General features: G+C 59.9%; 19 protein-coding genes. 7 read left to right on the forward strand and 12 right to left on the reverse strand.

The annotated features are described in order from the left end of the window. The first annotated feature begins 226 nt into the window (after positions 1 to 226). The gene (locus BS627_RS16720) at positions 227 to 1,738 is read left to right on the forward strand and encodes an aldehyde dehydrogenase (NADP(+)) (protein WP_077984298.1); all 1,512 of its coding nucleotides are present in this window, start codon (positions 227 to 229) and stop codon (positions 1,736 to 1,738) included. A gap of 54 nt (positions 1,739 to 1,792) precedes the next feature. Here the strand turns inward: BS627_RS16720 and BS627_RS16725 are convergent, their stop codons facing one another. The 4 genes from BS627_RS16725 to BS627_RS16740 form a co-directional block, all read right to left on the reverse strand. Then, on the reverse strand, positions 1,793 to 2,791 hold the full coding sequence (locus BS627_RS16725) for a TRAP transporter substrate-binding protein (protein ID WP_077984299.1): 999 nt from the start codon (positions 2,789 to 2,791) through the stop codon (positions 1,793 to 1,795). Between the two features lie 16 nt (positions 2,792 to 2,807). Beyond that, entirely contained in the window at positions 2,808 to 4,628 is a 1,821-nt protein-coding gene (locus BS627_RS16730; RefSeq protein ID WP_077984300.1) for a TRAP transporter large permease, read from the reverse strand. A gap of 141 nt (positions 4,629 to 4,769) precedes the next feature. Then, the gene (locus BS627_RS16735; RefSeq protein WP_077984371.1) at positions 4,770 to 6,605 is read right to left on the reverse strand and encodes an ABC transporter ATP-binding protein; all 1,836 of its coding nucleotides are present in this window, start codon (positions 6,603 to 6,605) and stop codon (positions 4,770 to 4,772) included. A gap of 202 nt (positions 6,606 to 6,807) precedes the next feature. After that, complete coding sequence (locus tag BS627_RS16740) at positions 6,808 to 8,004, reverse strand: aminotransferase class V-fold PLP-dependent enzyme (RefSeq protein ID WP_077984301.1); 1,197 nt, start codon at positions 8,002 to 8,004, stop codon at positions 6,808 to 6,810. Between the two features lie 89 nt (positions 8,005 to 8,093). Between BS627_RS16740 and BS627_RS16745 the strand changes: the two genes are divergently transcribed. Beyond that, entirely contained in the window at positions 8,094 to 8,930 is an 837-nt protein-coding gene (locus BS627_RS16745) for an IclR family transcriptional regulator (protein ID WP_077984302.1), read from the forward strand. A gap of 6 nt (positions 8,931 to 8,936) precedes the next feature. On the opposite strand, the gene BS627_RS16750 is transcribed toward BS627_RS16745, so the two are convergent. The 5 genes from BS627_RS16750 to BS627_RS16775 form a co-directional block, all read right to left on the reverse strand. Next, positions 8,937 to 9,431, reverse strand: coding sequence for a RidA family protein (locus BS627_RS16750; RefSeq protein WP_077984303.1), 495 nt, complete (start codon positions 9,429 to 9,431; stop codon positions 8,937 to 8,939). An 82-nt stretch (positions 9,432 to 9,513) separates the two neighbouring features. Then, positions 9,514 to 10,737, reverse strand: a complete 1,224-nt coding sequence (locus tag BS627_RS16755) for an amidohydrolase/deacetylase family metallohydrolase (protein ID WP_077984304.1) — start codon at positions 10,735 to 10,737, stop codon at positions 9,514 to 9,516. A gap of 1 nt (position 10,738) precedes the next feature. Further along, positions 10,739 to 11,614 (reverse strand): ABC transporter permease, encoded by an 876-nt coding sequence (locus BS627_RS16760; protein WP_077984305.1) that lies wholly within the window; start codon positions 11,612 to 11,614, stop codon positions 10,739 to 10,741. Further along, positions 11,614 to 12,555: an ABC transporter permease gene (locus tag BS627_RS16765; RefSeq protein WP_165691281.1), complete on the reverse strand. Its 942-nt coding sequence runs from the start codon at positions 12,553 to 12,555 to the stop codon at positions 11,614 to 11,616. Before BS627_RS16765 ends, BS627_RS16760 begins: the two co-directional genes overlap by 1 nt. 323 nt (positions 12,556 to 12,878) lie before the next feature. Further along, positions 12,879 to 14,405, reverse strand: a complete 1,527-nt coding sequence (locus BS627_RS16775; protein ID WP_077984307.1) for an ABC transporter substrate-binding protein — start codon at positions 14,403 to 14,405, stop codon at positions 12,879 to 12,881. Positions 14,406 to 14,908: 503 nt separating this feature from the next. Between BS627_RS16775 and BS627_RS16780 the strand changes: the two genes are divergently transcribed. The 4 genes from BS627_RS16780 to BS627_RS16795 all read left to right on the forward strand — a co-directional run bounded on the left by BS627_RS16780 (position 14,909) and on the right by BS627_RS16795 (position 22,347). Further along, the gene (locus BS627_RS16780; protein WP_077984308.1) at positions 14,909 to 16,033 is read left to right on the forward strand and encodes a glycosyltransferase family 4 protein; all 1,125 of its coding nucleotides are present in this window, start codon (positions 14,909 to 14,911) and stop codon (positions 16,031 to 16,033) included. A gap of 413 nt (positions 16,034 to 16,446) precedes the next feature. Next, on the forward strand, positions 16,447 to 17,643 hold the full coding sequence (locus tag BS627_RS16785; protein WP_077984309.1) for a polysaccharide biosynthesis/export family protein: 1,197 nt from the start codon (positions 16,447 to 16,449) through the stop codon (positions 17,641 to 17,643). Positions 17,644 to 17,932: 289 nt separating this feature from the next. Beyond that, positions 17,933 to 19,210, forward strand: coding sequence for an efflux RND transporter periplasmic adaptor subunit (locus tag BS627_RS16790; protein ID WP_077984310.1), 1,278 nt, complete (start codon positions 17,933 to 17,935; stop codon positions 19,208 to 19,210). Beyond that, complete coding sequence (locus tag BS627_RS16795; protein ID WP_077984311.1) at positions 19,207 to 22,347, forward strand: efflux RND transporter permease subunit; 3,141 nt, start codon at positions 19,207 to 19,209, stop codon at positions 22,345 to 22,347. Before BS627_RS16790 ends, BS627_RS16795 begins: the two co-directional genes overlap by 4 nt. Positions 22,348 to 22,448: 101 nt before the next feature. On the opposite strand, the gene smoA is transcribed toward BS627_RS16795, so the two are convergent. From smoA to BS627_RS16810, 3 genes are read right to left on the reverse strand one after another with little or no spacing between them, the layout of a single operon-like run. Then, positions 22,449 to 22,973, reverse strand: a complete 525-nt coding sequence (gene smoA / locus BS627_RS16800; protein ID WP_077984312.1) for an NADH-dependent FMN reductase SmoA — start codon at positions 22,971 to 22,973, stop codon at positions 22,449 to 22,451. Beyond that, positions 22,973 to 23,866, reverse strand: a complete 894-nt coding sequence (locus BS627_RS16805) for an aldo/keto reductase (protein ID WP_077984313.1) — start codon at positions 23,864 to 23,866, stop codon at positions 22,973 to 22,975. The genes smoA and BS627_RS16805 overlap by 1 nt, the downstream gene beginning before the upstream one ends. Further along, positions 23,866 to 25,023, reverse strand: a complete 1,158-nt coding sequence (locus BS627_RS16810; protein ID WP_003519880.1) for an LLM class flavin-dependent oxidoreductase — start codon at positions 25,021 to 25,023, stop codon at positions 23,866 to 23,868. The genes BS627_RS16805 and BS627_RS16810 overlap by 1 nt, the downstream gene beginning before the upstream one ends. A 100-nt stretch (positions 25,024 to 25,123) precedes the next feature. On the opposite strand from BS627_RS16810, the gene BS627_RS16815 reads away from it, so the two are divergent. Further along, positions 25,124 to 25,828: a GntR family transcriptional regulator gene (locus BS627_RS16815; protein ID WP_077984314.1), complete on the forward strand. Its 705-nt coding sequence runs from the start codon at positions 25,124 to 25,126 to the stop codon at positions 25,826 to 25,828. Positions 25,829 to 25,902 lie beyond the last annotated feature (74 nt).

Genomic DNA, 25,902 nt, shown 5'->3' on the forward strand with positions numbered 1-25,902 from the left:
GTACGTGTAAACGGAAGCGGGTCTTTTTCACGCTTCGCCCCATTAATCACACTTTTTGGTCAGATAGTTGAAAAACCGGCTTTCGCTCAGGCCCCACACGGGCTAAGGCAGATGGCAACCGGGCGAGGATCGCGGCTGATGGCGTTTTATGCCGTCGCCTTTCGGTGCAACGTCACGGTGTCGGGTGGATTTTCCACACAGGATCAGATTTTCAGGGAAGAGCACAATGAGTTTCAAGCCGCACGGCAAACATCTGGTTGCAGGAGAATGGGTCGCAACGGAAGCAAAATTCCGCAGCGAGCCTGCACATGGCGAAGCTTTCGATTTTTCGGTCGGCACCGTCGATCTGGTGAATGCAGCCTGTGAAGCAGCCGAAGACGCCTTCTGGAGCTATGGTTACACCACCCGCGAAGAACGCGCCGCATTCCTCGATACCATCGCCGATGAGATTGAAGCCCGCGCCGACGCCATCACAGAAATCGGCTCGTCCGAAACTGGTCTGCCCGCCGGACGCCTGCAGGGCGAGCGTGGCCGCACTGTTGGCCAGTTGCGTCTTTTCGCGTCGCATATCCGCAAGGGCGACTATCTCGACCGTCGCCACGACGAAGCGCTGCCGGATCGCCAGCCGCTGCCGCGCCCGGATATCCGCCTGATGCAGCGCCCGATCGGACCTGTCGCCGTTTTCGGCGCGTCGAACTTCCCGCTCGCCTTCTCCACGGCCGGTGGTGACACCGCAGCGGCTCTGGCTGCCGGTTGCCCCGTCGTCGTCAAGGGCCACTCCGCCCATCCCGGCACCGGTGAAATCGTTGCCGAAGCGGTTCTCGCCGCCGTCAAGAAGCACAATCTGCATCCCGGCGTTTTCTCGCTGATCCAGGGCGGCCGCCGCGATGTCGGTTCCGCTCTTGTTCAGCATCCGCGCATCAAGGCGGTCGGCTTCACCGGTTCGCTCGCCGGCGGCCGCGCGCTGTTCGATCTCTGCGCCCAGCGCCCCGAGCCGATCCCCTTCTTCGGAGAGCTGGGTTCGGTCAACCCGATGTTCCTGCTGCCGGAAGCGGTTGCCAACCGCGGCGAAGCCATTGCCAAGGGCTGGGCCGGTTCGCTCACCATGGGTGCGGGCCAGTTCTGCACCAACCCGGGCATTGCCGTCATTCTCTCCGAGCAGGCGGATGCGGTTGCCGAGACTGCCCGTGCGGCACTTTCCGAAGTTGGCCCGCAGGTCATGTTGACCGACGGCATCGCTGCCGCCTATCGTGATGGCCGCGACCGCATCGCTGCCGGCAACGGCGTGCGCGACGTTCTGACCACCACCTGCAACCTGCGCAATGCGACGCCTTACCTGTTCCGCGTTTCGGGCAAGGATTGGGTTGCCAACCATGCACTTGCAGAAGAGGTCTTCGGACCCCTCGGCCTGATCGTGACGGTTGATAGCACCGAGGAAATGCTTGAAGTGGCCAAGAGCTTCGAAGGTCAGCTGACCGCCACCCTGCATCTCGACGCAGGTGACGCCGAACTCGGCCGCAAGCTGCTGCCGATCCTCGAGCGCAAGGCCGGCCGCGTTCTCGCCAACGGCTTCCCGACCGGCGTTGAAGTCTCCGAAGCCATGGTTCACGGCGGCCCCTACCCGGCTTCCACGAACTTCGGCGCAACTTCGGTCGGCACCATGTCGATCCGTCGTTTCATGCGCCCGGTTTCCTACCAGAACATCCCTTCGGACGTTCTGCCTGAGGATATCCGCTAGCAACAAGGGGAAGGCGCTTCCGCGCCTTCCCCTTTCATTTTCGATCCAGCAATCTCAGGCTGACTGGATAGCCTTGATCTTGTCGATGCCGCCGACTGTTCCGGCAAAATCCCGCCACACATCCTGCGCACCCTTGAGCCATTCATCCAGTGCTTCCGGCTGCAGCACCTTGCCGCCCTTGGAGAGCGCTAGCTCAACGGACTTCGTTTCGTCTTCGACAATCAGCTGGTTGAAATATTGTGCGCCCTCGCTGGAGGCTTCCGAAAGAACCTTCTTTTCTTCGTCATCCAGCTGGTTCCAGAAGGTCGCGCCGTAATAGACGACACCCGAGGCCCATATATGGCCTGTTTCCGTCATATAGGGAACGACTTCGTAAAGCTTGAAGCCGGCATAGGCGGACTTGGTGAGGTCCATGGCGTCGGCCACACCGGTCGCCAGCGCATTATAGGTCTCGGTGATCGGAATACCGACCGGCGTGGTGCCGAAGGCGCTCCACAATCTGGTGTGCAGCGGGCTCTGGATGACGCGGATTTTCTTACCCTTCAACTGTTCCGCGCGGGTCACAGGCTCCTTCGCCAGAAGATGGCGAGCACCGTAATTGATGAAATCGGCGGCAATGAATTGCTGCGCGGCAAGTTTTGCCTTCAGCTCTTCGCCGGTCTCGCCCGTCACCACCTTGCGCACATGCTCACTATTACGGAACAGGAAAGGCAGATCGAGGATCTGCAGTTCCGGCACCCAGCCTGACAGGGAAGAGACGGTGGAGAGGCTGGCCTGAACCGAACCGAGGCGAATGTTTTCCGCCACTTCCTTCTCACCACCCAGAGCACCGCTTTTGACGATGTTGAAACGGAAACGGCCAGGCAATTTCGCCTCCACCAGCTGGCTGATCCTGACCCAGATTTTCGTCTCCGGCTTGTCGTCGGCAAATAACGACGCAACCGTGAGGCTGCGGGTTCTGGCATGCGCCGGGCGCACCAGACCAGGTGCGGCAAGCGTCGCGACGCCGAGAGCGGAGAGTTTGAGGAAATGACGGCGGTCGATAAAGGTCATGACGAAAACCCCTGACTTAGAAGACTATGGCCCAGACACATAACATGGCAAGGGCGACGAGAAGCGCGACGAGATAGGGAATGACCGCCCGGAAAAGCGCTGTCGCCGGAATGCGGGTGACGCCGCTGACCACGAAGATAAGCATCCCGAGCGGCGGCGTCAGGCCATGGATCATCAGATTGACCACAAGAATGACACCGAAATGGATGGGATCGATGCCGGCCGCAACGGCAGCAGGCAGCAGGATCGGCCCGAACAGCAGGATGGCAGCACCAATATCCAGCACCAGACCGACGACAAGCAGAATGAGGTTGGAGAGCAGAAGCACCGCGATCTTGCTGCCGCCGAGCAAAGTGACGAAGTCCGTGACGAGGCCGGAGACATTGTCGACCGCCAGCAGGAAGGCAAAAGGCCCCGCCGTGCCGATCAGAAGACCGATGGCCGCCGCCTCACCCGCCGACTGGCGAAAGGTCGCGAAAATGCGGCCCGCGCCCAGTCGGTAACCGAAGCCGAGAAGCAGCGTATAAAGTGCGGCAAGGGCGGCGGCTTCCGTGGTGGTGACGATGCCGATGCGAATACCGACTACCACAATGACGCCAAGACCGAAGGCTGGTATGGCGGCGACAGCCGAGCGCCAGCGCTCAGCCTCCGTCGCGCGCGGCAAGGTATCGTCGCTGCGCACGCTGAAATGGATCGCCACGCCGAGGCAGGCTGCCATCAGCCCGCCGGCGAAGAAGCCGCCGACCAGCAGCGAACCGACCGAAAGATTGGTGGCCGTGGCAAGGATGAGAAAAGCGATGGAGGGCGGAATGACATTGTCCAGCACGGAGGTGGCGGCGATGATCGCGCCGGCCTGCGCCGGCGGATAGCCGTGTTTGACGAGTTCCGGCTGGAAGGTGGACGCGCCGAAGGCAGCATTGGCGACAGATGAGCCGGATGCGCCGGAAAACAGCACGCTGGTCAGAAGCGTCGTCTGCGCCAGACCTGCCCGGCGATGACCGACGACGGAGGCAGCGAAACGGACGAGCTGACTGGCAACACCGGATATCGTCAGCAGGCTCCCTGCCAGCAGGAAGAAAGGAACGGCAAGCAGCAGGAATTTCGACATGCCGGTTACCGTCGACGAAACGATGGCCGGCTCCGGCAAGGTGCTGCCGAAGGCGATCGCCACATAGGCGGCGGTAAGGAAGGCGTGGGCAAGCGGCGCGGCCAGCACCAGCCCCGCAGCCGCCGTCAACGCCAGAAACAGGCTCGGCGGCAGGTTCGTATCAATGAAGAGTTGCGGCAGGCTGACATAGGCGACGGCAGCGATGGCGAGAGATGCGAGAACGGCAAACGCCTTGCCTTCGCTGACACGCTGAAGCGCCAGATAAAGAAGGATCAGCACGCCGCCTGCACCGAGAAAGCCGAAACGCACCCATTCCGGCAGGCCGAGTGTAGGCGACGTGCCGCCCAGCATCGCCGCGATCTGCACACCGCCGAAGACAAGAATGAGTGCGGCGACGAAAGAAAAGGCATCGGCGAGAATTTCGGTCGCCGCGCGAAATCGTTGCGGAAGGAACCGCACGAAGACATCGAGCCGCATGGCAAGCGCGCTTTTGAGGCTGAGCGGCGCGCCGACCGCGATCATGGCGACATTCAGCCATATGCCGAGATCTTCCGAACCGATGAAGCCGGTGTGAAAGAGATAACGCAGGATGACATTGACCAGAACCACCACGAGAAGCGCGGCGAGAAGCGCGGCGGCAACCGCACCGAGCGCACTGTCGAAGCGCGACAGAGTTGCCGCGGCCACCCTCTCGAAGCTATAGCGCCCCTGTTTTTCCAGTATCGCCATCCGGCTGCCTTTCGCGCGTCATCCCTGCTGCACGGCCAGAAGCGGTATAGAAAAATGCTCGCACCTGTAAAGCTTCCGAACGAGAGAATCGAACTATCTGCCGGTGCGAACGGGAAAACGCTGCTGAAGACGCCCGATCCGTCAGCAGGCAACAAGATGGCCAGGCGAAACCTCACGATACTGCCGTGGCGTAACGACATGATCAACCGCGCGGATCGGGCTTTTCAACTCGTCATTCGCAACGCCGCGTCGTGTGTTGCGACGGCCCGGGTCCGGCACCGGCACTGCCGCCATCAGCTTGCGGGTATAATCATGCTGCGGGTTGTCGAAGACAGCCGCACGCGGACCGATTTCGACAATCTCACCCAGATACATCACCGCGACACGATGGCTGACGCGTTCCACCACCGCCATGTCATGGGAAATAAACAGAAAGGCGAGATCAAGGCTTTGCTGCAGATCCAGCATCAGATTGATGACCTGCGCCTTGATCGAAACATCCAGCGCCGAAACGCTTTCGTCAGCAACGATGACCTTCGGTTGCAATGCCAGCGCGCGGGCGATGCAGATGCGCTGGCGCTGGCCGCCGGAAAATTCATGCGGGTAACGCGCAGCCATATCTGGCGAGAGACCAACCTTCCTCAGCATGTCCGCCACCACATCTCTCGCCTCGCGAGCGCTTCCCATACGGTGCTCGAGAAAAGGTTCGGCAATCGCCGCGCCTACCGTCATACGCGGATTGAGTGAGGCAAAGGGGTCCTGAAAAATCATCTGAACCGTCTTGCGCATGTCTCGCATGCCCGTCTTGTCGAGCGCGAGAATGTTTTCGCCGTTGACCTCGACCGAACCCGCATCCGGCTCAATAAGCCGCATGATGGCGCGGCCGGTGGTGGACTTACCGCAGCCGCTTTCGCCAACCAGCGACAATGTTTCCCCGGCCCTGAGATTGAAGGACACGTTTTCCACCGCATGCACGCGGCCGCTGAGCCTCCCCAGAAGACCGGAGTGAATATCGAAACGCTTGGTCAGCCCCTCTACTTTGAGAACGGGCTGTGCAGCGGCGTTGACAGTGTCGGCGGGGCGCGCCGGCTCCTGCGTTTCCCCGGTGGTGGTGTCGACGATGGGAAAACGGAGCGGTCTTTCCTCGCCTTTCATCGAGCCCAGAACGGGAACTGCGGACAGAAGCGCCCGGGTATAGGGATGTTTGCCGCGATGGAAGATATCGGCCGTCGCGCCGACCTCCACCTGCTCGCCACGATACATGACGACGGTGCGGTCGGCGATTTCCGCCACCACGCCCATATCATGGGTGATGAACAGGACGGAGGTGCCCTCCTCTTCCTGAAGCGTCTTGATGAGATCAAGAATCTGGCCCTGAATCGTGACATCGAGTGCCGTTGTCGGTTCGTCGGCAATCAGCAGCTTCGGCCGGGACGCCAGCGCCATGGCGATCATCACGCGCTGGCGCATGCCGCCGGAAAAGCGATGCGGATATTCATCGAAACGCGAGGCGGCGGAAGGGATACGAACCTTTTCGAGCAGACGGACCGTCTCTGCCCGCGCATCCGCTTTCGACATCGGTTGATGGCACAACAGAGCTTCGGAAATCTGGTCACCGATGGTGAAAAGCGGATTGAGGCTGGTCATCGGCTCCTGAAAGATCATGGCAACCTCGTTGCCCCTGACCCGCCGCATGGCGTCCTCGGAAAGGGAGAGCAGGTTGCGACGCCCAAGCAGGATTTCACCCTGAACCCTGCTGCTTTCCCGATCCAGCAGCCGCATGATGGAGAGCGATGTCACGCTCTTGCCCGAGCCGCTTTCGCCGACGATCGCGACGGTCTCGCCCGGACCGACATCGAAGGAAATATCACGCACCACCGGTTTCCAGCCACCATCCACGTGAAATGACGTGGTGAGATTACGGACGGAAAGCACGGCATCTTCGGCACCAAGCGGTGCTGACTGCGGCATGGTCATGATCGTTCCCTTCTTTTCTTCTCGTTTGAACTGTTCAGGCACGGCGTCGCCGCAAGTTTCTTCTCCCCGCCGGGGAGAAGGTGGCCCGAAGGGTCGGATGAGGGGGCACCGTTTCCGAAATCCGGCGAGGGCGCCCCCTCATCCCGCTGCCGCGACCTTCTCCCCCTCGGGGAGAAGAAACTCGCGGCACCCGCTCGCTTAATCAGTCCGGCCAGCGCAGCATGCCGTCGAAACGGTGGCGGCTGCGGTCTTCGAACGGCGTTGCAATCACCTCGTTGGAGGCGCGCGCCCTATCCAGCTCTTCCGTCAGACGCGCAGCCACGATGGTTTCCTGGCCCGGATGCAGGTTGCAGGGGTCGAGATAGAAATAGCGGTGTTCCACCTCATGATCGCGGGTGATGATGGGAGGATTGCCTTTCGCAAGTGCCGTCGTCAGGTCCCAGGCGGTGATATGCGCTTCTTCGGCATCGATGATGACGCGCAGCCGGTCGAGCGGGTTGTTGGTCGGATCAGGCTCGATCAGCGCCGTCACGCCGGGGCGCCCGTCCAGCGTCTTTTTCCAGAGGTTGAGATAGCTGGTTTCGCGCTCGCGAATGCCGGCATGATCGCGCTTCTCCCACGCTTCCAGCGCCGCCATGACGCCATAGATGCTTTCCTTGCCGACCTTCATGCCGCGACCGACGCCCATATTCTGCAGGAAGGCGTTGCGCACGAGCTCCTTTTTGCCGGTGACGATGCCGGAAGTCGGGCCGCCGAGGAACTTGTGGCCGGAATAGAGCACCACATCCGCGCCAGTGGCCAGAAACAGCTTCAGATCATATTCGGAAGCCGCATCCACGATGACGGGCACACCCTTGGCATGGGCGATCTCGACGAATTCGGAAAGATGCAGCAAGCCATAATCAACGACGTGATGCGAGACGACATAGACCGCCGCCGCCGTCTTTTCGGTGATGGCGTTTTCCATGTGGAAACGGTGGGTCGATGTCGCCTGCCCGATGAGCACCACCTTGCCGCCGCCAAGCCGGATCGCCTGATCCACCGGCGCGCCATAGCTCACCACATGGCCCATCTGCACCAGAACCTCGTTCTTTTCCGGGGTCACGTCAGGCAGCTTTTCGATGGCCAAGAGATTGTTGCCGGTGATCGCGCCCGCCACCGCAAGGCTGATGCCGGACGAGCAGGAGGCCGTGACAAAACCGGCCTCGCCGCCCGTCAGCCTTGCAATGATCGCACTCGCCTTGCGTTGCAGATCATTGATCTCGACGAATTGCGGCAGGATGTCCGCCATGGCCTGAACGGCCTCGGGAACGACAATCGATGCGCCGAGCGAGGTCATGGTGCCCGAGACGTTGATGACCGGGCGAAGGCCGATCCTGCTTCTGATATCCTCGGTCATGTATTTCTCCTGTCCTTTGCGATGCGATGGGCATCGACACATATGCCATAATAATGTAATAGCTTCTCAAAATTCATGAGGAGCCAAAATTGGACGCCCATAAACTGGACGAAACGCCTTCAACCGCCCTGTCCGACGCCGCCGAAAACGCGAACGCGAAGGCGGCCAAGCGCTCGCGCGTCAGCGGCATCGACCGCGCGCTTCAGGTGATTGATTATCTTTACGAAACCGGATCGCCCGCCGGTGCTTACGCCATCGCCAAGGCGATCAAGGCGCCGCTTTCCACCGTCTATGTCATCATCGACGATCTCGTTGAAAAGAACATGCTGGCGCGCAATGCCGATGGCAACATCTGGCTTGGCGCGCGGCTTTACCATTATGGCCTTGCCTATGCCCGTTCGCTGGATTTCATGGGTGTCGCCACCCACGAAATGCACGATCTGTGCCGTCATGCGGGCGAGACCGTGCAGCTTTGCGGCCGCGACGGCGACCATATGCTGGTCTTGGCCATGGCCGATGGTCCGAGCCACTTTCAGGTCGCGTCGCGCGTCGGTACCCGCGTTCCTCTGAACTGGACGGCATCCGGTCGCCTGCTCGTCGGTCACCTGCCGGAGGCAGAGCGCCTCGAACTTTTCAGGCGTTGTGCCCGTTCCTCGCCCACGGGCCGTGCGGAAATCAACCCCGAGACCCTGTCGCAATCGGCGGCGACCGCTTTTCATGACCGCCTGTCGATTCAGGTCGCCGAATCCGATTATGCCGTCGCCTGCATCGCGTCGCCGATCTGCGACAACAGGGGCGAATGCGTGGCGACGATTTCCATCGTGCTGCCGGAACAGAAAGTGCTGGCGGACGAAAACCATTACACCGAACAGGTCAGGGTTTCGGCAGAACGGATCGAAAAACTGATGGGCTGGCGCAACCATTAAACGGCCTCACCCTTTGAGCGCGACGATTGCCTCGATCTCAACGGTGATGTTGCCCGGCAACGAGCCGAAACCCACGGCGGACCGGGCATGTTGTCCCACATCGCCGAACACATCGATGAAGAGATCGGAGCAGCCATTGATGACGCTCGGGTGATCGCGAAAATCGCTCACCGCATTGACCATGCCGAGCAGCTTGACCACCTTCTTTACCCGCGACAGGTCCCCCAGCGCCTCATGCATGACGGCAAGCAGGTTGATGCCGGTGAGGCGCGCATGGCTATAGGCCTCTTCCAGCCCGATTTCCGCGCCCACCTTGCCGGCGTAAAGATGACCGTTTTCTTCCCGTGGCCCCTGCCCCGAAAGATAAAGCATGTTGCCTTCCACCACATGGGTGACGAAATTGGCAATCGGCGGCGGCGGCGGCGGCAGGGAGATGCCGAGCGCGGCGAGCCGGTCATAGGGCGAAAGCCGCCCTTCTGCGTCGAGCGAAGACTGTTTCACGCAAATTCCTCATAATGCCGGGACTTGTATCCCGTAATGCCTGCGGAAGGCGGAGGACTGACCTTCGCCGTTCCAGTGGAGTTCAGCGCCAGGAGTAACCGTGGCTGTGGCGCACCAGCTTGCGCGCCCTTGGAATATAACGGCTGGCGGCAATCGCTTCCGCACCGATGACCGCATAACGCGGCTCGAACAGGCGCTTCAGGCGCGACACATCGCCATTGGAATCGGTCGCTTCCAGATCGGCGTCGACGAGATCGAAAACCGTGAAATCGGCGCGCTGACCGACATCGAGGCGGTTTTCCATATCGAGGCGGATAACGGAAGCCGGGTTGCGGGTGACGGCCTCGACCACATTTTCGAAAGGCATATCGACCGACAGCAGCTTCGACATGGTGGTGGCCAGATCCCAAACCGGGAAATTCATCGAATGCCCGTGCAAATCCGTTGAGATCGAGAAAGGGAGCAGGCCGCGTGCAATCGCCGCTTCCGCCACCTTGAAGGAGAAAGACGCGCCACCATGGCCGATATCAAGCCGAATGCCTTCGCCTGCGCAGCGTTCTGCGAGGTTGAACAGGTCCTCGTCTTCCATGATGCTGGAACCCGATTTGCCGTTGAAACAATGGGTCACGACATCGCCGGGGCCGAGAATTTCCAGCACCTCGTCGTAAAGTGCTGGCGGTTCGCCCACATGCACCATCATCGGCACTTTCAGGATCTTGGCGATCTTCTTGCCGAGTTTGACCGGCGTCACACCCCAGGAGCCGGTGATGACATGGCTCGCCCGCACCTTCAGGCCGACAATATGCTCGCTGTTTTCGGCATAAACTTCGAGGATGCGGTCAAGGTCGATATCCTTGATGTCGCGCAGTTCCGGCACTCGGTTACAGGCGACGAGACCGATGGAGCCAAGGTTGAGGAAGGCCTTGATGCGCTCCTTCGAGGGCTCGATGATATATTCCCGGAAACCGTGGAAATTCGCCTCGCCCGCCGAACCGGCATCCACCAGCGTGGTCACGCCGCGCTCGGCCCCGCATTCGGAGGGGCGGATGGAGATATCGGTACCGCCGTGCCAGATATGCACATGCAGATCCACCCAGCCGGGAGAGATGAAGGCGCCCTTGGCATCGATGCGCCGCGCATCAACGGGCGCTTGGATGGCAGGCCCGACCGCGGCGATCTTGCCATCGCCGCCAATCAGAATATCGGTCGAAGCCTGTGATGTACCCTTTCCGAAACCGACGGGTTTGACATTGGTGAGAAGAATGGGAGCTTGAAGAGGCGCTTTCGCCTGTTCGCCGGACGACATATTACAGATCCCTTCGCAGTCTTGGGTCGAGCATGTCCCGCAGCCCGTCGCCGACCATTTGCAGCGACAGCACGGAAAGAATGATGGCAAAGCCGGGGAAATAGGTCATCCAGTCGGCCTGGCCGATATATTGGCGGCCAGCGGAGATCATGGTTCCCCAGGTGGGAATTTCCGGACTGACACCAAGCCCCAGAAATGAAAGCCCGGCCTCCGCCAGCATGGCGCTGGCGAAAAGGAAGGTGCATTGCACGAGGATCGGCGAAACCAGATTGCGCAGCACATGCCGCGTCATGATGTGGAAGGTGGAAATGCCGAGCGCCTTCGCCGCCTCCACATAGGGCAATTCGCGTATGACCAGCGTCGAGGCACGCACGATGCGGGCAAGGCGCGGCGAATAAACGACGGCAAGCGCGATGATGACAGTCGTCAGCGACGGGCCGAGCGCCGCCACCAGCGCAATCGCCAGCAAAATATCCGGAAAGGCCATCATCGCATCGATCAGCCGCGCAATTGGCGTATCCAGCTTTTGGAAGAAACCGGCGAGCAAACCAAGCGTGATGCCGATCAGCGCCGAAAGCGCCACCACGGCGGCACCGACCAGAAGCGACAGTCTTCCGGCATAGATGGTGCGCGAGAAGACGTCGCGGCCGAACTCGTCGGTGCCGAACCAGTAAAGCTCGCTCGGCGGCTTCAGGCGGTTCACAATCGATAGTTTCGACGGTGAATAGGGCGCAATCATCGGTGCGAGAACCGCAAACAGCACGAAGACGAGTAGCACGATGAGACCGGCAGCGACCGTCTTGCGCTTCAGGAGACGCCGAAGGAACAGGATGGTGGGGTTGCGTGCCGGGGGGGCGGTGGAAACAATATCGGCCATCAGTAACGAACCCTCGGATCGACCAGCAGATAGAGCATGTCGATTGCAAAATTGATGAGCACGTAAAGCCCGGCGATGACGAGAAGTGCCCCCTGAATGACCGGATAGTCGCGCCGGAGCACGGCGGAGACGACAAGATTGCCGACACCCGGCAGGCCGAAGACGGTTTCCGTGACGACTGCGCCGGAAATCAGCACGGCGGCGGTGAGGCCAAGCACGGTGAGGATGGGGATGAGCGCATTCTTCAAAGCATGTTTCAGCACCACCCGGCGTTCCTTGACGCCCTTGGCGCGCGCGGTGCGGACATAATCGTCACCTAAAACATCCAGCATCGAGGCGCGGGTGAAGCGCAAAATGAGGGCGGAGGAAACGAGGCCGAGCGCTATTGCCGGAAGGGTCAGGTGATACATGCGCTCGAGGAAGCTCGCGCCCGGTCCGCCATAACCCGATACCGGAAACATATCGAGCCGCACGGCGAAGACCTGCATGAGGATCAGGCCAAGCCAGAAGCTCGGAATGCTCGCCGCCAGCATTGCGATGGTGGTCGCGGCCTGGTCCACGAAGGAACCGCGCCGGTAAGCAGCATAGATACCGATGGGGAGCGCGATGACACTGGCAATCAGCAGCGAAAAAATCGTCAGGAAAAACGTCGGTTCGGCCCGGTCCAGAAGTGCTGAGCCGACCGGCATGTTGAGGAAGATCGACTGGCCGAGATCGCCCTTGAGCAACTGGCCGATATAATAGACATATTGCACGCCGAGCGACTGGTCGAGACCGAGCCGGGTGCGAAGCTCGGCAATATCCTGCGCCGAGGCGTCCGGCCCCAGCATCACGGCGGCTGGATCTCCGGGCGTGACGCGCAAGATGACGAAGACGATGGTGACGACGAGGAACATCACCACGATCATTCCCGCAAGTCTCTGGAAAATATACCGTATCACGTATGAAGGCTCCAAGGCGCGTGATTGCCGCTATCAGGCGACGGTTGAATGGTGTCGATGAGCGCCAGCAATTCCGGCACTCACGGTAGTAAAATCGAGCGTTCTCTTCTCACGTCCGCCTTATACTCCACCCTCATTCCTGTGCTCGTCACAGGAATCTAGCCAGCCCAAGTCCTTGGGCTGAAAGGACTCTTCTCGCCACGCAGACGCGCGTCGGCTGGATTCCTGTGACGAGCACAGGAATGAGGGGAGCGGCAAGGACCCTAGATCCGTGGCGACAGAGTGCCGGATGCAATACCCGGCACCCGATTGCCAAACCGGCCTTATTTCGTAACCGAAGCATTCCAGAAGTAGGGCCATGGAGCCGGATCGACGCCTTCCAGCTTGTTGGACTTGGCCGCCACGGCATTGAAGTCGCCTATCTTGATGAGCGGCAGCTCCGCATAGATCGTCTTCTGCACATTGGCCCAGAGCGCGATACGCTTGTCGGGATCGGCTTCCGAAGTGAAGGCGTCAACCGCGGCTTTGCGCGCCGGCGTATCCCACCAGCCCGGCGAGCCGGTGGAGAGCGCGCCGATCAGCGCCGGTTCCGGCAGGAAGGGGCTGTGAGTGATGTAGATATCCCAGAGTTTCGGGTCGGCGCGGCGCTGCGTCAGCGTCGCCCAGTCCACCACCTGCATATCAACCTTGAAACCGGCAAGCTTCAGATATTCCGCCGCGACCTGCGCCATCTTGTAATGGAACTCATACTGGCGGCTGGTGAGGATGCGGAGAGGTTCGCCGTTGTAACCGGCGGCTTTGAGTTTCTCGGCGGCGGCTTCCGGATTGCCGACGTTGTAATTGCCCTCGACGCCTTCTTCGGAATGCCAGGAGAAATTATCAGGATAATAGGCGCCGTCGAGCGCGTAGAAATCCGTGCTGCCGAAAGCGGCCGCCAGCATGTCTTCCATGTTCAGCGCTTCGGTCACCGCCTTGCGGACTTCAAGCTTGGAAGACAGCCCCTCCTTCGTGTTGAAGACGAAGACGGGATAACCGAAAGGCTTCAGCATCAGCGGCTGCGAGGCCGACGACGACTTCACCTTGTCGAAGGATTCCACCGGAATGGAATCGACGTAATCATACTGGCCGGAAACGGCGGCCTCGACACGGGTATTCGGATCGGGCACCGGAACGAAGCGGATTTCATCGAGATACTGATGGCGTGCGCCGCCATAACCGTCGCTTTCGCCATCGCGGGACTTGTAGCCATCGAAGCGCACGAGCTGGATATATTGGTCGGCCTTGCGCTCCTTCAGCATATAGGGACCGGTGCCGATGAATTCGGCCATCGGCTCCGCCTGCTTTTCAGACGGCAGGATGATCGCCGCCGAATTATTGAAGGCGAGCAGTGAGACGAGCGGCGCATAGGGTTGCTTGAGAGCGATCGTCACCGTTCCGGCATCCGGCGCGGAGATATTGTCGATAAAGCCGGCTGCCTGCTTGCCGCGCGAGGCGATCTTCATCCAGCGGCCGAGCGAGGCGACGACATCTTCAGACGTCATGTCGCTGCCGTCATGGAACTTGATGCCCTGCCTGAGCTTGATCGTGTAGGTTTTGCCGTCCGCACTGATCTCGGGCAAGCTTTCCGCCAGAAGCGGCGTCACCTTCCAACCCTTGTCGAAGGTATAGAGCGTTTCGAAAATATGCTGCGTGACGATGCCGACCAGATCGGCGGTAGACGCCATGGGGTCGAGTGTCGGCGGCTCGCCGATCGTGGCGACATTGATGACGCCGCCCTTCTCCGCAGCCATCATTACACCCGGCGCAAGCAGCAAAGCGGCGGTGGCGAGAAATGCAAGTTTACGTCTCATGGACAAGCTCCCAGCTCTTATGTGTTCCATTATTATGTTATATGCATCTTTATAACAGAATATCTCGATAAGACGCCTTGTCAATGACAATGCGGCCCGATGATCGGTTTCCATGATCGGCGAAACGCAAGACAGGTCTTTGCGAAAGGTGGCGGAATCGTTTAAGGCAATGAAAAAACAGGAGTTTCGCCGAAAAAACGGTGCGCCGTGATATCCATCTTTTCCGGCTGGAAGAGAGGGAATGACGACCGGCGCTTGACTGCAAAGGAAGAAAGGGAATTAACAAGGTTGGATATTTCGCATTTGCGAACAAAGTGCTATTAAAGAGCGGACTAACGCTACGCCACCACAGACATACCCGCGCATTTTTATTAGTCGTTACGCTATTTGACGCCGTCAGCCGTGTTTTCAAGGGCTGCAGAAAGACCTGATACTTTATACCGCCAAACTTTATTCCATGGCGGAAAACTAATTTTTATTACGTTGAAATTATTGAGGAAATCATGAAGACGGCAATCGTGCATGACTGGCTCACCGACAGAGGCGGGGCCGAAAAGGTGCTTCACAACCTTCTTGAAATTTATCCTCACGCGGATCTTTACTGCCTTGTCGACTTCATGAGCGAGCGCGATCGCGGCTTTCTCGGCGGCCGTCCCGTCAACACCTCCTTCATCCAGAAGTTGCCTTTCGCCCGGAAAAAATACCGCTCCTACCTGCCGCTGATGCCGCTCGCCATCGAACAGTTCGATCTCAGCGGCTACGACCTCGTTATTTCCTCGAGTTATGCGGTCGCCAAGGGCGTCATCACCGGCCCGGGCCAGTTTCATGTCTCTTATATCCATAGCCCGATACGCTACGCCTGGGACCTCCAGCACCAGTATCTCAAGGAGACCAGACTGACGCGCGGCTTCACCTCGTGGATCGCGCGCGCTGTTCTTCACTATATCCGCATGTGGGACATTCGCACCGCCAACGGCGTCGACCTGATGACGGTCAATTCCAAATTCATCCGCAACCGGGTGCGCAAGTGTTATGGCCGCGATTCCACCGTGATATATCCGCCGGTGGACACGTCTCATCTCTCCCCGTCCGACCTTAAAGGTGACTATTTCGTCACGGCGTCGCGGCTGGTGCCCTACAAAAAAGTACACCTTATCGTGGAGGCTTTTTCAACGATGCCGGACAAACGGCTGGTCGTCATCGGCGACGGTCCGGACATGAAACGCATCCGCGAAATCGCCGCGCCGAATGTCGAAGTCCTCGGTTTCGTCGGCAATGAAGAGCTTCACAAATATATGGCCGAGGCCCAGGCCTTCGTCTTTGCGGCAGAAGACGACTTCGGCATCGTGCCCGTCGAATCCCAGGCGCTCGGTACACCGGTCATCGCCTACGGCAAGGGCGGCGTACTGGAAACCGTCGTCCCGCTCGGCTCCTCCAACCATCCGACCGGCCTTTATTTCGGGGAGCAGACACCGGAGGCGATCTGCGCCGCCGTACAGGAGTTCGTCGACAATTCCGACCGCTTCGACAAGAACGCCTGCATCAACAACGCCGCCCGCTTCTCCCGCGAACGTTTCCTGCGGGAATTCGCGGATACCGTGAATTTCGCGCTGGCTGAACGGGCATGACGGATGCATAAAAACATCCATAAAATAAATGATTGGGCTTCACGAAATTCAATAACGAAAGAAACCGCGCAGGCGTGACAAAACTGCACTAGCGCAATGCAGCAATCGAAGAGATGATGGCGTCCAACTGAATATTGAAGCGCAACAATACTGACACCGTCTGGGGTTCGACCATCGCGCCTCGCCCGGAATTTTTCGGCACAGTTGAACGATGATGAACTTGAAGCATCGTCTGAAATTAGGCATATGCCTGACAGAGGACGTAAACATCCCGGGATGCGATTCCGCTGAACGGATGTAATGCCGGTTTGGATTTCCTTTACCGGTGTCATTTATGAAGTGCTTATTTTTAAAAACTTATACGATGTCCGAATTATTTCTGCTTTTCGGACGGCATTCATTTCGAGGACCAAATGCGTTTATTGAATGTTTCGATTATGCTTGCCTCTGCAGCACTGGCGGGTTGCACGGTTACCGCAGCCTCCGGCCCCGATGCAGCCTCGATCGAATCTAACGCTTCGGTGAAATTCGCCTCCAAGGACAAGCAGAAAACCGCCGGTGTCGACTACGCACTGCTCGACATCAACAGCGCCGTCCTCAATTACGTCGGCGACACCACAACCACTACCCTGCTCGGCAGTTTCGGCGGCGGCAAGGGCGGCGTTCCGGCACTGCCGATGGGCGTCGGTGACGTGGTGCAGGTTGCAATTTTTGAAAGCCAGGCCGGCGGCCTCTTCATTCCAAACGACGCCGGCAGCCGTCCCGGCAACTTCATCAGCCTGCCGAACCAGACCGTGGACCGGGAAGGCAATATCAGCGTTCCCTATGCGGGCAAGATTCGCGCCACCGGCCGCAACGTCGAAGATGTGCAGAGCGAAATCGAGGAACGGCTCGCCAACCGCGCCATCGAGCCGCAGGTTCTCATCACCAAGATTTCCAGCCGCTCCGCACAGGCCTCCGTGTTGGGCGACGTCAAGGAGCCGACGAAGGTTCAGCTTTCGGAAGCGGGCGATCGGGTTCTCGACGTCATTTCCTACGCAAAGGGCCTCAGCGCTCCGAATATCGAATCCTATGTCACGCTGATCCGCCGCGGCAAGACCGCCCGCGTCAATTACAACCACCTTGTCAGCACGCCGTCCGAGAACATCTATGTAGTTCCGGGCGACACGATCATGGTGGAGCGTGAACGCCGCACCTACCTTGCCTTCGGTGCTTCTGGTCTCAACGGGCGTTTCGAGTTCGAGGATGCCGATCTCAAGCTGTCGGATGCACTCGGCAAAGCGGGCGGACTGCTCGATTCCCGCGCTGACCCGGCTCAGGTCTATGTCTATCGTATCGTCAAGCGCGATCTTCTCGTGAAGCTCGGCATCAATACGTCGAAGTTCCCCGGACAGGACGTGCCGGTCATCTTCCGCGCCAATCTGCGCGATCCATCGACCTTCTTCGCCGCCACGAAGTTCCCGATGCAGGATCGCGACATCATCTATGTCACCAACTCGCAGGCCACTGAACTTTACAAGTTCCTGGATCTCGTCGGCTCCGTACCGGCAACGACGGGCAATGTCGCCGAGGACGTTCTTGCGACCCGCAACGCCATCCGCGCCTTCTAAACGGCGGCTTTTCGCCGTTCATCCCAAAGCCGCCCCGGAAACGAGGCGGCTTTTTCCTTGGCCGGAACCAGTGGTGAACAGGAAGGTGATCAAACATTGCCTTGGGGCGGGAACCGAAGCCGTCCACCCTTGAAAGACAGGGGATATGGCGACGGTCATCATCACCGCCATTACAAAAGTTTAAGGTGATTTCGCAACGCATTGGGTGTCTTGTGGGGGAAAGCTGCTCCCAAGGCTTGCCGCACATGTTCGGGAAACATGTATCGCTCTCATTACGCGGAATCGTCAGATGAAACGTTTCTGGACCGCTCTCAGCGTTCTTGCCATCGCAGCCGCCGGTGCCTGGTATTTCAAGGATCGCCTGCCGCTCGATCAAATTCCCTATCTCAAACAATTTGCCAGCGTATCTCCCCAGCCCGGCGCTGACACTGCAACGCAGTCCTCCCAGAACGGCCAGCCGGCCCGGCAGTCGGGACAAAGGCAGGGCGGCGGACGGCGTAACGGTGGACCACCCACGGTCAGCACCATCGCCGTCGCCAAGGCGACGCTGCCGATGGATGCAACGGCGACGGGATGGGCGGTTGCGGCCGATATCACCAATATCGCGCCGCTTCAGGCTGGTCTCGTCACGGAGATCAGCGCGAGGGACGGCCAGCATATCAAGGCGGGCGATCTGATCCTCAAATTGGATGATCGCATCGCACGGGCCGCCGTCGACAAGGACAAGGCCAATATCGCCGCCGATCAGGCAACGCTGGAACAGACCGAGGCCGCCTTCCAGCGCGCCGCTAATCTGGTCAAGCAAAGTGCTGAATCGCAACAGGTACTGGATCAGGCACGGGCAGCGCGCGACAGCGCCAGTGCCAAGACCGACGCCGACAAGGCAACGCTCGCATCCGATGAGGTGGCGCTCGAACATATGGAAATCCGCGCCCCGTTCGATGGGCGGCTCGGCGACATCACGGTCAGCCCCGGCGCCTATCTCAGTGCGGGCGTCAACATCGTGACGATCACCAAATATGACCCGATCTCGGTCAGTTTCCGGCTTTCACAGCGCTACCTGCCGCAACTTCGTGAAGGCGTGGCAAAGGATACCGCAGTCGATGTCGACCCCGCGGCGACGGGAGGCGAACCGATGAGCGGCGTACTGCGGTTCTACGACAATACGGTGGACCAGACCTCCGGCACGGTGCTCGCCAAGGCGGAGTTCAAGAACGATCGCGGTCTTTTATGGCCCGGCCAGTCGGTAAACGTCACGGCCCATTTCGTCTCGGGGGATGAAATGATCGTGGTGCCGACAGTCGCCGTGCGCCCCGGACCGAAGGGCAATTTCGTCTATACCGTCGATAGTGAGCATCATGCCCACATGACGCCGGTGGAAGTCGCCCGCTCGAATGGCAATCTCACCGCCATAACAAGCGGCCTTAATGGTGGCGAACATATCATCGTTGAAGGTCAATCCGAACTTGCCGACGGCCAGACGGTTGTCGAGCAATTCTCCGACAAGGGCGGTGCGGCTGCCAATCTGGCCGCCAATATTCCGCAGGTACAGGTTGGCGGCCAATGATCCCTAATTTCTGCATCAACCGGCCCGTCGCCACCACGCTTCTCGCCATAGGCCTGGTGCTGGCCGGGCTTGCCGGCTTCCGCCTGCTGCCCGTCGCCGCCCTGCCGAAGGTGGATTTTCCGACGATCAACGTTTCCTCGTCGCTGTCAGGCGCTTCGCCGCAAACCATGGCCACATCGGTCACCACGCCGCTGGTCAAGCAGTTCGAAACCATTCCCGGCGTTAGCGAAATCAGCGCCACCAACACGCTCGGCAACAGCTCGATCGTGCTGCAGTTCGATCTCAACCGCGATATCGACGCCGCGGCGGCCGATGTGCAGGCCGCAATTTCCCGCGCGCAGCGGCAATTGCCCAGCAACATGACGACGACGCCGAGCTATCGCAAGACCAACCCGGCCGATGCGCCGGTGCTGCTGCTCGCCGTCAACAGCAAGGAAATGCCGACCAGCAAGGTGGATGAGATCGCCGAAAACATCATCTCACCGCTTCTCTCCACAATTTCCGGCGTCGCGCAGGTGAGCATCTATGGTGCACAAACCTATGCCGTGCGCATCGGCCTTGATCCGGCCCAGCTTCAGGCAAGAGGGCTTGGCGTCGACACCGTCACCACGGCCATCGCCCAGGCGAATAATCAGGTGCCCGTTGGTGCCTTGCAGACCGACAATCAGCGCTTGACGATCGAGGCCGATACCCAGCGCACCAATGCGGCCGCCTTCCGCTCGCTGGTCGTCTCGACGAATAATGGCGCGCCGATCCATCTCGGCGATATCGCCAATGTCACCGACAGCATCGACAACACCAATGCCGGCAGCTGGTTCGATGGCGAACAGGCCATCGTTCTCGCCGTGCAGCGTCAGCCGGACGCCAATACCGTCGACGTCGTGGACGCCATCAAGGCGAAGCTGCCGGCGCTTCACCAGCAATTGCCGCCCTCCGTCAATATCAACGTCATGAATGATGCCTCGACCGCCATCAAGGATGCGATCTCAGACGTTCAGTTCACCCTGTTTCTCACCATCGGGCTGGTGGTTGCGGTCATCTATCTCTTCACCGGGCACCTGACGGCGACCATCATTCCCGGTCTTGCAGTACCCCTGTCTCTCATCACCGCCTTCGGCATGATGTATGTTCTGGGCTACAGCATCGACAACATCTCGCTGCTCGGGCTGACGCTATCGGTGGGGCTGGTGGTGGATGACGCCATCGTCATGCTGGAAAACATCCTGCGCCTGCATGAAGAAGGCCTGCCTATGCGCGAGGCGGCCTTGCAGGGCGCGGCGGAAGTCAGCGGCACCATTCTGTCCATGTCAATCTCGCTGGTGGCCGTCTTCATTCCCATTCTGTTGATGGGCGGCGTTATCGGCAGGCTCTTCAACGAGTTCGGCATGGTCGTCACGCTGGCTATCATGGCCTCGGCGCTGGTCTCGCTGACAGTGACGCCGATGCTCGCTTCGCGCCTCTCCGGCCACTCCTCCAGACCACCTGCGATCATCCGCTGGTTCGATGCGGGTTTCGAACGCACGCTGCGCGCCTATGGCCGCGCCGTCGGCTGGTGCCTCTCCCACCGCCGCATCGTTTTGGCATCGTTTCTCGCTTCGGTCGCGGCGTCGCTCTATCTCTTCGAAACCCTGCCCTCCAGCTTCTTTCCACAGGAAGATATCGGACGTCTTTCGGTTTCGACACGGGCGCGTGAGGATATTTCCTATACGGCGATGCGCGATCTCCAGGCGCAGGTCGCCGATCAGATCCGCAAGAATCCAGCCGTCGTGCACGTCACCTCTATCGTCGGCGGCAATTCCCGCAATCCGTTGAACAACGGCTCGATGTTCGTGGAACTGAAGCCCAAGGAAGAGCGGGCGCCGCTCAGCCAGGTGCTGGCGGAACTGGGTCAGGCCGCATCGAAAGTGGCGGGCATCCGCACCTATATCAATCCGCAGCAGAGCCTGCGCTTTGGCGGGCGCAGCTCCGCCAGCCAATACCAGCTCGTCGTTCAGGGTCTGAATGCCGACACGACCAACGAATGGTCGAATAAGCTGATGGACGCGATGCGTCGCGACCACACCTTCACCTCCGTCACCTCCGACGCCCAGAACGGTGCGATCGCCGCCACGATCTCCGTTGATCCGGAAAAGGCCGCCGCCTTCGGCATTACCAATGACCAATTGCGCAAGACGCTGGAAATGTCTTTCGGAGGTTATACGGCGGCGCAAATCCAGTCTACTGGCGATAGCTACGACGTGATTGTGGAATTCGACAGTTCCAAACCCTGGAAGGACGATTTCCTCAGCGATATCAACATTCTTTCGGCAAAATCCGGGGTTCTGGTTCCGCTTTCCAACTTCGCCACCCTTACCCGCACGCAGGCGCCTGTTACCATCAACCAGACGGGCCAGCTCGTCTCCACCACCATCTCCTTCAACCTGCCGGATGGGGTGGCGCTGTCCGATGCCACAAGCCGGATAGACCAGATCAAGAGCACGATAGGTCTGCCACAGGATGTCTTCACCAGCTATGGCGGCACGGCGGCGATCTTCCAGCAGAGCCAGGGCAATACCGGCATCCTTATTCTGGCAGCGGTGCTGACCATCTATGTGGTTCTCGGCGTGCTTTACGAGAGTTTCATCCACCCGCTGACCATCCTCTCCGGACTGCCAGCCGCCGCCTTCGGCGCGCTGGTGGCGCTGAAGGTGATGGGCATGGATTTTTCGATCATCGCGCTGATCGGCCTTTTGATGCTGATCGGCATCGTCAAGAAAAATGCGATCATGATGATCGATGTTGCGGTGGAGTTGATACGCGAAAAAGCGGAACGACCAGCAACCGCCATTCACGAGGCCTGCGTGCGCCGGTTCCGGCCGATCATGATGACGACCTTCTGCGCGCTGCTTGGGGCACTTCCCATCGCACTCGGCTCGGGCGCGAGTTCGGAACTGCGCCAGCCGCTCGGCATCGCCGTGGTCGGCGGCCTCATCGTGTCGCAATTGCTGACGCTGTTCATCACGCCCGTCATCTTCGTGGAAATGGACCGGTTCGGCCAATTCCTCACCAGGGTGTTTTCCCGCCGGAAAAGGGCGAAAAAAAACACCGAACCGCAAAAGCCGGAAGGGACCGGCGAACCGGAATCCGTTGCCGCTTAACGCAGATTTTCGAGGCGCTCCAGCGCCTCGAAACCCGCTGCGGCACTACGGCTGCAATAACAGAGCCTCGCCAGCGACTTTGAAAATCCAGCCAGGCTCTTTTATTGCCGCGAAAACCGGCCAAAGGCTCCGCCTGAAAAGCATAGAGGGTCCCCGTCACGATGGGCTGCGCGCAGAACTTCTCCGACGATGATCGTGTGATCGCCCGCATCATGGGCTGCCGCCTGGCGGCATTCGAAACGAGCGAGCGTTCCGGGAATGACCGGCACGCCCTCGTCGTTCAGCTCCCAATCCAGATCGTCGAAAGCACGGCCATTACGAGTGAACCGGGCGCTCAGCACATCCTGATCGGCACTCAGTACGTGGATCGCGAAATGCGTGGCGCCGTTGAAGGCCTCATAACGCGACGAGCTTTTGGCCGGCGACCAAAGAACCAGCGGCGGATCGAGCGATACCGACGCAAAGCTATTGACCGTCATGCCAATCGGACCTTCCGGCGTGGTGGCGGTTACCACCGTGACGCCTGTCGTGAAAGCGCCGAGCGCATTGCGGAAACTGCGGCTGTTTTCGCCGCCGGGAACGAATACATGCTCATTGGGCATCTTGATTGCCTCTGCCACTGTCATCACGCCACCTCTTTTCCAATCGCAAGGGTGTAGAGTTCAAACCATGTCTGGCGGTCCATCGTCACGCGGAGCGCATCGGCCGCCGTTCTGATGCGTTCGAGATTGTTGGTTCCGAGAACCGGCACGATCTTTGCCGGATGGCGTAGCAGCCAGGCGATCGCGACAGCCGTCGCATCGACGCCCTGTTCCTTGCCGATACGCTGCAAGGCAGCCATGGTGCCCCCATGCGCGCCGGAGAACAGCGAACCGCCCCCGAGCGGCGACCATGCCATGGGCGAAACCCGCTTTTCCTGCAGGTAAGCCAGATCGCCATTGGTGAAGGTATCGGTGGCAAGAAGGCTCATTTCGATCTGGTTGGTCACGAGCCGGTTGCTCATGGCCGATTGCAGCAGCGAAAAATCCCACGGGCGGAAGTTTGAGACGCCCACTGCCTTGACCTTGCCGGAAGCCACCAGCGCATCGAGCGCCTTACCGGTTTCTTCCGCATCGATCAGCGGGTCAGGGCGGTGAATGAGGAGCAGATCGACGTGATCGGTTCCCATGTCACGTAGCGAGGCTTCGACCGAAGCATTGATGTGGCCGGCCGTCGTATCGTAATGTTTGACACGGGCGGCGGCGTGGCGACCGGCCGGCGCGACGATGCCGCATTTCGTGACGATTTCTATTCTGTCGCGCAGTCCCGGCGCAGCCTTCAGGCCGGCGCCGAGAATGGCCTCCGCCGTGTATCCGCCGTAGATATCGGCCTGATCCATGGTGGTGATGCCCTGCGCGAGGCAAGCCTCGATCTTCGCCTGAACATGGGCTGGTGACGTGTCGGCGTCGTCACCGATGCGCCACATGCCGTAAACGATGCGGCTGAGTTCGAGTTTGTCAGAAAGAGCGATACGTTCCATCAGTGGCGTTCCCCGTTGCCGAGCGGCGTCGCTGGCGTTTCGGAAGGCACCCGGCCGTAGGCATGCGGCAGGGAGCAGGTTTTCATCTGCGGCAGAACCTTGGTGCCGAAGTGCTCCGCTTCATCGAGATGCGGATAACCGGACAGGATGAAGGCGCGAATGCCCATCTTCTGGTATTCCTCCAGCGCCGAAAGCACCTTGTCGGTGGAACCGACCAGCGCCGCACCGCAGCCCGAACGCGCCCGGCCGATGCCGGTCCATAGATTGGGTTCGACATAACCGAACTTGTCGGCGAGTTCACGGGCGCGCGCCTGATGGGAGACACCGAGCGAACCGCTGTCATGGGCGCGGTTGCGGATAAGCTGGCCGTACTCGTCATCGAGCTTCGAGACAAGATGCTCGGCATATTCACGGGCTTCCTGTTCGGTATCGCGCACCACCATATGGACACGCAGGCCGTAATCCAGCGTGCGGCCATGGGCGGCGGCGCGCTCGTTGGCGGCGCGCATGCGATCCGCCAGCTGGTCCTTCGTCTCAGGCCACATCAGATAGACGTCACACTGCGCGCCGCAGAGTTCCAGCGCATCCGGCGAGTAGCCACCGAAATAAAGGAGCGGTCCGCCATTTTGCTGGTAGGGCCGTGCCGGCTCGGTGGAGACGCCCTTGAATTGGTAGATTTCGCCGTCATGGTCGATGGTGTCACGCGTCCAGGCTTGGCGCAGGATCTCAACGACCTCGTGGCTGCGCTTGTAGCGAAAGGCGCTATCAGCCACTTCGCCGGGGAAATCGGAGCTGATGACGTTGAGCGTCAGGCGGCCCTTCAACATATGGTCGAGCGTCGCTACCGTACGGGCCAGCATGATCGGCTGCATTTCGCCACAACGGATAGCAGCAAGAAAATTGATGCGGTCGCTGATCGGCGCACAGCCGGCGACGAAGCTCAGCGTATCCTGCCCCACCTGATAGGATGAGGGGCAGAGGATATTGCGAAAACCGAGTTCTTCGGCCTTTTTAACGATATCGGAACAATGCTCGAAACTGGAACGCAAGCTACCGTCAGGCACGCCAAGATAGGCGTAGTCATCGGAACACAAAGCGGAAAACCAGGAGACCTCGGCAGCATCGAGATCAGCGGATGTAACGGGTACGACGGTCATGCAATTCCTCCTCAGGGCCGCTCTCGTTTTTCTTGCATAACATCAAGAAATATGTAAATCAATGATGTATCAATTTTTGTTTCGGGGGAGGAAACGGTATATGAAACACACTGGCGGCAGCCTGCCCATGTATATGCAGATCGCCGAAATGCTGGTGCGCGAAGTGGCGGCGGGCCGGTTGATCGATGGCGAGAAGCTGGCGCCGGAGCGCGACATGGCGGCCGATCTCGGCATCGCCGTCGGCACGCTGCGCAAGGCGCTTGCTGAACTGCAGGAGCGCGGCCTTCTGGAGCGCGTGCAGGGCTCCGGCAATTACATTCGCGCCGTCAGCGATCCGCAAAGCGTCTACGCCTTCTTCCGGCTTGAACTGATCGAAGGCGGCGGCCTGCCGACGGCGGAGGTTTTGGATGTGGCGCGCCTTGCCAAGCCCGCTGACCTGCCCGCTTTCGGCACATCGACCGAAGGGCACAGGATAAGACGGCTGCGGCGCATCGCCGGCAAACCCGCGGCCATCGAGGAGATCTGGCTGGACGGTTCTTACGTGGACACCATCGCCATCGAAAACATGTCGGAATCCCTCTACCTCTATTACCGCACCCGCCTCAATCTCTGGATATCGAAGGCGGAGGATCGCATCGATCTCGGTGACGCGCCCGAATGGACACCCGAGGTTTTCGGCCAGAAAGCCGGCGCCTCTGTGCCGCGGGTGCTGCGCCTCAGCCAGGCACAGGATGGCGCGGTGGCCGAAGTTTCATGGACCTGGTTCGACCATACCGTCGCACGATACGTTTCACGCATACGTTGAGACTGCGAAAATTTCGCGTGCTCCACATAGATGAAAGAATTTGACGGGAGGCAAGCAAGCAGCAGCCTGCCGTC

The sequence above is a fragment of the Agrobacterium salinitolerans genome (genome assembly GCF_002008225.1).
Taxonomy (GTDB): Bacteria; Pseudomonadota; Alphaproteobacteria; order Rhizobiales; family Rhizobiaceae; genus Agrobacterium; species Agrobacterium salinitolerans.